We start from the raw sequence: 6,172 nt of genomic DNA, 5'->3' as shown, positions 1-6,172 counted from the left end.
CGAGCCAGCGGCGGGTCAGCCCGCTCTCCAAGCGTTCACGCTCATCGGCGGCCATCGTACGGAGCTTCACCACACGATTAGATCACCGATCACGAGACAACGGATTTATTTCCGCATGCTCCCTAAGGATCAGTAGTTCGGTGTTTCCGCTGGTCAGCGGGCTGCTATCCGATCTTCCCTCCGGCCTGTGATCACCGGAAAGATCGCCGACGTGATCGTGATCACGAGGCCAAATGCCGGTTATTTCCCATTTATTCCCGTCGATTACGGGCCCGGTGCTGACCCCCGGCCGGCTATTCGATCATGCTGCCCCGTCATGGCTACGCCGTAGAGTCGCCGCCTGCGCCTAATATCGCCGGTTACTTTGCGGCTTGTGGCGGGCGGATTCAGACGCGATCCTGGCCGCCGGGTACAGCGGCCTGACCGTGCTCGAACGTGCGGACCAGCGACAGCATCCCAGACCCGGCGCTGGCCAGCCGACTCCGCAAGAAACATATCCGCTCGCGCACCGCACGGATGATCAGCCACTAACCCGCGGACGAGCCAGGTCTACCATGGTTCTGCACTGCTCCCACGACCGCTACCGGTGACTACTACCGATTCGGGTAGCGGTCTCGATCATGGCGGAGTGGTGCATTGCGGATTTCCAGACCGGCGATCTGGGAGACACAAATCCCCAGCCCCCGTTGACCTGGGATTTCTCGGGTGGACGTTACTTGGCTCGGACCAATGACCTCTTCCGTGTCAGTGTAGTTCCGATCATGGCCTGACCTGCAGTTTCTCCAGAAGCCGCAGGTCGGGACAGAACGTTGAGGTCGGTTGACGCCCATTCGGAGCGGTTGGGGATTGTCGTTTGCTCCCGTCGGGAGCGCGTTTGGGCGGGGAGCAAACGGGAGCACGGCCACGACATCTGCTCGGCTGGGCCTGAGTTGGCGGGCCGAGTCGGCTGCTGCAGGCAGCGGAAGGTTGCTGCCCGGCCAACCCTGTCCCGGTCGTCGCCGCGCGTCCTTGGCCGGCACCGCCGCATGATCCCCAGTTGCTGGCTGAACGCCTGTCCTATATAGCAACCCGGGTGGGACGCGGAACCCGGGCTGCCGGGTCCGCCTCCACTTCCGGTGCGCGCCATATCGGTGTAGGGGAGTGGCGCGAAGTGGGCAAGCGGGCCTAGAGGTTGCGAGCTTCGCATTCGTCCGTTCGCGTTGCGCATTTGATCATTCGCAAGGTACTGGAGCCGCTGCGATATCGTCTGCGACATCGCAGGCTCATCGCAACATGTGGCTTGACCTGCACGGATGAATTTTCGCACGCGCAGTCTTCAAGACGAAGGTTGTCAAACCTGAGCGAGGAACCGAGCTTCCCCCTTGGGCACGATGGTCCGCCCGTACATGCGCATCCAGAACACCGCGATGTGGCCACGCAGGACACCATCACGCTGATCCGACCGGCGATCCGGAGCCTGCTGCGCGCCGCCGATCATGTGTTGCGAGCGGTCATCTCCAGCGGGATGCAACCGACGCCTCTTCCGCCAGGGTTCATTGCATGCTCGTAGTGGCGTCACCAGGGCTTCTTGGGTGATCTCTTTAATCAGGTGCTTGTGCCCTTGATCGAACTGGGCGCAGCGGGGGCGTTGCCCCCGTGTCATCACTTGACCCGAGGTACCAATGAAATCGATGGTCTTGAACCATCCACGTACGAAGCTACTGCTGGTGGCGCTCGCCGCAGCGACCACGCTGGCGGTCGCACCTGCCGCCGCGTACGCGGACGGCAGTCAGCCCGCGCCGGTCACCGGCGGAATCCCCTTGATCAACACGGCCGAGAAGATCGGTCCGGGAATCAACTTACAGCACGTGAAGGCGCTCGACCAGAAGGGCTGGTACGACGCACAGTTCCTCACCGTGGACCTGTCCAACAGAGCGGTCAGCACCGACCTGCTGACCGCTGGACCGGTCGCGTCCGGCGGGCCGCTCAGCGTGGCCGCCAACAAGGCCGGCGCCGTCGCGGGCGTCAATGGCGAGTTCTTCGACATCGGCAACTCCAACGCGGCGCTCGGTGGCGAGGTCCAGGACGGGCAGCTCATCAAGACCGCCGACATCGGCGGCCGCCAGCACGTCGGCGTCAGCAATGACGGCATCGCCCAGCTCGTGAACCTCATGGTCAACGCGGCCGCGAACTTCGCGGGCGCGGACCACACGGTCCTGTCTGTCAACGCCGCGAACGGCGGTGGGGTCCCTGCGGACGGCCTGATCGCGTTCACGTCCGCGTGGGGCGACTACAGCCGCAACCGCGGCCTGACGGGCGTGGCCAACGACCAGATCGCCGAGGTGCTGGTCCAGAACGGCTCGGTCGTGTCGGTCACGCCGAATGGTCCCGCGGGCTCGGGGACGATCCCGGACGACGGCTTCGTGCTCGTCGGGCGCGGCGCCGCGGCGACCGCGATCCGCGCGCTGCAGCCCGGCAACCCGGTGACGCTCAGCTACGCGCTCGCCGACGACGTCGCAAAGACGATGAAGTTCGCGCTCGGCCACGGCGGCACCATCGTCACCGGCGGCCAGGTCGTCGGCGGCCTCGACCCCTCGATCGCCCCGCGCACCGCGCTCGGCTTCAAGGACGGCGGTCGCACGCTCGTGCTCGCCACCTGGGACGGCCCGGGCGGCACCGGCAAGGGCGGCGTCGGGATCGACAAGGAGGCGCGTGACCTCGTCGCGATGGGCGTGCAGACCGCGGTCAACCTCGACGGGGGCGGCTCGACCACGATGGTCGCCCGCGCGCTCGGCCAGGACGACGCGACCGTCCGCAACGTCCCGTCCGACGGCCGCGAGCGCAACGACCCGAACGGCGTGGGGGTGTTCGTCGCGAAGGGCGACGGCAAGCTGCACCAGCTCCTCATCAAGCCCGCGCCGGGTGCGGCGTCGGCCGATGGCGACCTGAAGGTCTTCCCGGGGCTGCACCTTACGCTCGTCGCGGAGGGCATCGACAACCACCAGACGCCGGTGAGCGTCGACCCGAAGTCCGTACGGTGGTCCGCTCACGGAGCGTCCATCGAAGGCGGGACACTCGTGGCCCCGGCCAAGCCGAACGGCCGGATCACAGTCGACGCGCGGGTGGGTCCCGAGGTGGCGCAGCCCGAGAAGGTCACCGTCCTCGACCCGGTCAGCAGCGTCGAGCTGTCGTCCCAGCGCCTGTCGATCGCCGAGGCGACGCCCGCCCACGCGGTCACCGTCTCCGTGACGGGCCGCGACGACCAGGGCTACACGGCCCCGATCGACCCGCAGGACCTCGCGCTCGACTACGACCACAACGTCGTCGACATCCAGCCCGTGGACGGCAAGCTGAAGATCACCCCGCTCACCGCCGCGGGCACGATCCTCACGGTCTCGGTCGGCGGCAAGTCGGTCCAGCTCCCGATCACGGTCGGCGTTGAGACCAAGACGGTCTACGACTTCGACGACGACGTGCTCGCCCGCTGGCGCAACAACAGCACCGCGGCCACGACGTTCTCGGTGGACCCCGACGGTCTGCGGATCGACTTCAACGCGATGCGCAACGTGGGCATCGTGGCGACATCGGCGGCCCGGCGCGTCCCTGTGCCCGGCCAGCCGCTGCGCCTGCGGATGCGGATCAAGTCGAGCATCAACGTGCCGAGCGGCCTGACCTACATGGCCTACTACGACGCGACCGGCAAGAGCACCGGTGTCTACGGCACCGCCCTGACCGCGAGCAACGACTGGCAGTACGCATCGTTCACGCTGCCGGCGAACACGGCGTTCCCGATCTCGATCTCGGGCTTCCAGGGCATCAACACGAGCGTCGCCCAGCAGAAGGCGGGCACGTTCGTCCTGGACCGCATCGAGGCCGACGTCCCGACGTCGATCGACTTGCCTGCCCAGCCCGACCTGCGGCCCGACCCGCTCATCTCCGACGACGGCTCGCTGCCCGAGGGCCCCGGCACGTGGCAGTTCGCCACGCTGTCGGACGTGCAGTTCACGGCCGACAACCCGGCACTGACCCAGGTCGCGACGGCCGCCATCAAGCGGATCCGCAAGACCGAGCCGGACCTGATCGTCCTCAACGGTGACATCACCGACCGGGGCCTGCCGCAGGACCTCACGCTTGCCCGCCAGGTGCTCACCGATGCCGGGTGCGACCTCATCCCGGTCGGCCAGGAGCCGTCGGAAGACAGCACGCCGAACCCGAACGCCGGCTCGATCCCGTGCTACTACGTGCCGGGCAACCACGAGTCCTACGGCCTCAACAACGTCCAGTCCGACTTGACGAACTTCACCAACGAGTTCGGCCAGCCGTACCGGACGTTCGACCACAAGGGCACGCGATTCATCCTGCTCGCCAGCTCGCTCGGGTCACTGCGCTCGACGGCGTGGGACCAGCTCCCGATGCTGCAGAAGGCGCTCGAGGACGCCGAGAAGGACCTGTCGGTGCACAACGTCCTGGTGTTCGCCCACCACCCGGTGGACGACCCCGCCGAGGCGAATTCCAGTCAGCTCGGCGACCGCGACGAGGTCGCGCTCATCGAGAACATGCTCACGGACTTCCGTGACTCCACGGGCAAGGGCACCGCGATGGTCGGATCCCACGCCCAGATCGCCGACGTCCACCGCCTCGAAGGCGTGCAGTACATGGTGCTGCCGTCGTCGGGCAAGGACCCGTACGGCACGCCGGACCGCGGCGGTTTCACCGGGTGGGTCGACTGGTCTGTCGACTCGCGGCGGGACGCGGACAAGCAGTGGCTCGAGGCCGAGGTGCGCGCCTTCGCGCAGTCCATCACGCTCAACACCCCGGACTCGCTTGAGGTGAGCGAGACGGCGCAGCTCTCGGGCAGCATCGTGCAGCCGGCGGGCGTGTCGACGGGCACGCGTGTGGTGCCGCTGCGGTACCCGATGTCGGTCGACTGGAGCGGCTCGTCCAACCTGGCGATCGGCAGCGGGAAGGATGCCATCGACACGGCCCTCCGCAAGGGCAGGGTTGCGATCCTCGACCCGCAGACCCGGACGCTCACCGCGCTGAACCCTGGCTCGGTGACCGTAACGGTGACGAACGACTCGATGCGCGCCTACACCGACGACAGCTCGCTCGCGCCGATCACGACCTCGAAGACCATCCAGGTCGTGCCCGGTAAGTGACCGTCACCAACACCGGCCTGCAACCGCTGCGGATCGGCTCCTGAGCGGTCTGACGCGCGGGGCGGCCTGGCTGAGGGCGAGCACGTACGTGGTCGCCCTCAGCGCTGCCCGGCCGACTTACTGGCTGCTCGGTGCGGCGGACGACATCGTGGAGGTGATGATCCAGGCGGGGGCGGGTGCTCTGCCCGCCCCGAGAGGAAGTGAGCGGGCTCGGGCTCGTATCCGGACTCCAGTTCGGACTCGGATCGGGCTCGTGGGCGGGTTCATGCTCGTGCTCGGTATTGTGCGTGGGTTCACCGAATGGGCCGAACAGCCAAGTATCCTCACTACCGGAACGCCGCAGTCCACCTGGAATTCCGACAGAGCAATCACGTTCCTTCGCGTTTCCGTGTTAGGGCTTGGGGCTGGGACCGTGTTCGGGCTCGGGGCCGGGGTTCGTGGGTGGGCTCGTGTTCGGACTCACGGCCGGGGATCACCACGCCTGGTTCGTCTTCATGATCGCGGCTGCACGGCTGGCGTCCGCCAGACGACTGCCCTGGCGGCTCATAGCCTTTCTGGACGACGCCCACCGGCTGGGCATGCTGCGCGCCGTAGGCCCGATCTACCAGTTCCGGCACGCCGAACTCCACGACCACCTTGCCCGAACACTACCGACCCAGTGACATCCACATCTCTCTTGCACGGCCAGGTTCAGCAACGAGCTTGTATGTCGGGCCGCTGAGAAACCCAACGCGGCATCGAAGATTTCTCGGGCGGGGTTCCCGGCCTTCCCGTCTCCGCTGGGCGAGGGAGTGGCGAGGCTGCGTCGACGGTTGCTGGCCGCGTCCGGCACTTCCAAGCGGCCTTCGCTGTCACTCGTTCCGCAAGATCATCCGCTACTGCCAACTTCGATGAAGAGTCCGGCACGTGTAACCACTCACACGTATCCGTGAGCTGGGGTTATGCGGTGGCTTGAGACAGCGTCCAGGGGTTGCCGAGGAAGGCGTCACGGAGCGCATGGAAGGCGTCGATGCCGTGGTTGGTTGCGGTGACGA

3 protein-coding genes are annotated in these 6,172 nt (G+C 66.9%); 2 read left to right on the top strand and 1 reads right to left on the bottom strand.

Annotation, left to right across the window (positions count from 1 at the left end; translation table 11 throughout):
• Window positions 1-1,330: 1,330 nt before the first annotated feature.
• Window positions 1,331-1,729 (bottom strand): hypothetical protein, encoded by a 399-nt coding sequence (locus tag ABGB08_RS54000; RefSeq protein WP_347608200.1) that lies wholly within the window; start codon window positions 1,727-1,729, stop codon window positions 1,331-1,333.
• On the opposite strand from ABGB08_RS54000, the gene ABGB08_RS53995 reads away from it, so the two are divergent.
• Complete coding sequence (locus ABGB08_RS53995; protein ID WP_347608197.1) at window positions 1,707-5,138, top strand: phosphodiester glycosidase family protein; 3,432 nt, start codon at window positions 1,707-1,709, stop codon at window positions 5,136-5,138. The two genes, ABGB08_RS54000 and ABGB08_RS53995, sit on opposite strands and share 23 nt — an antisense overlap.
• A 449-nt stretch (window positions 5,139-5,587) precedes the next feature.
• Window positions 5,588-5,800 carry a hypothetical protein gene (locus ABGB08_RS53990; RefSeq protein ID WP_347608194.1) on the top strand — a complete coding sequence of 71 codons (213 nt, stop codon included), beginning with the start codon at window positions 5,588-5,590 and terminating at the stop codon, window positions 5,798-5,800.
• The last annotated feature ends 372 nt before the right edge of the window (window positions 5,801-6,172 follow it).

The organism is Acrocarpospora sp. B8E8 (genome assembly GCF_039871605.1).
GTDB lineage: Bacteria > Actinomycetota > Actinomycetes > Streptosporangiales > Streptosporangiaceae > Acrocarpospora > Acrocarpospora macrocephala.
This window is presented reverse-complemented; position numbering and strand designations above follow the sequence as displayed.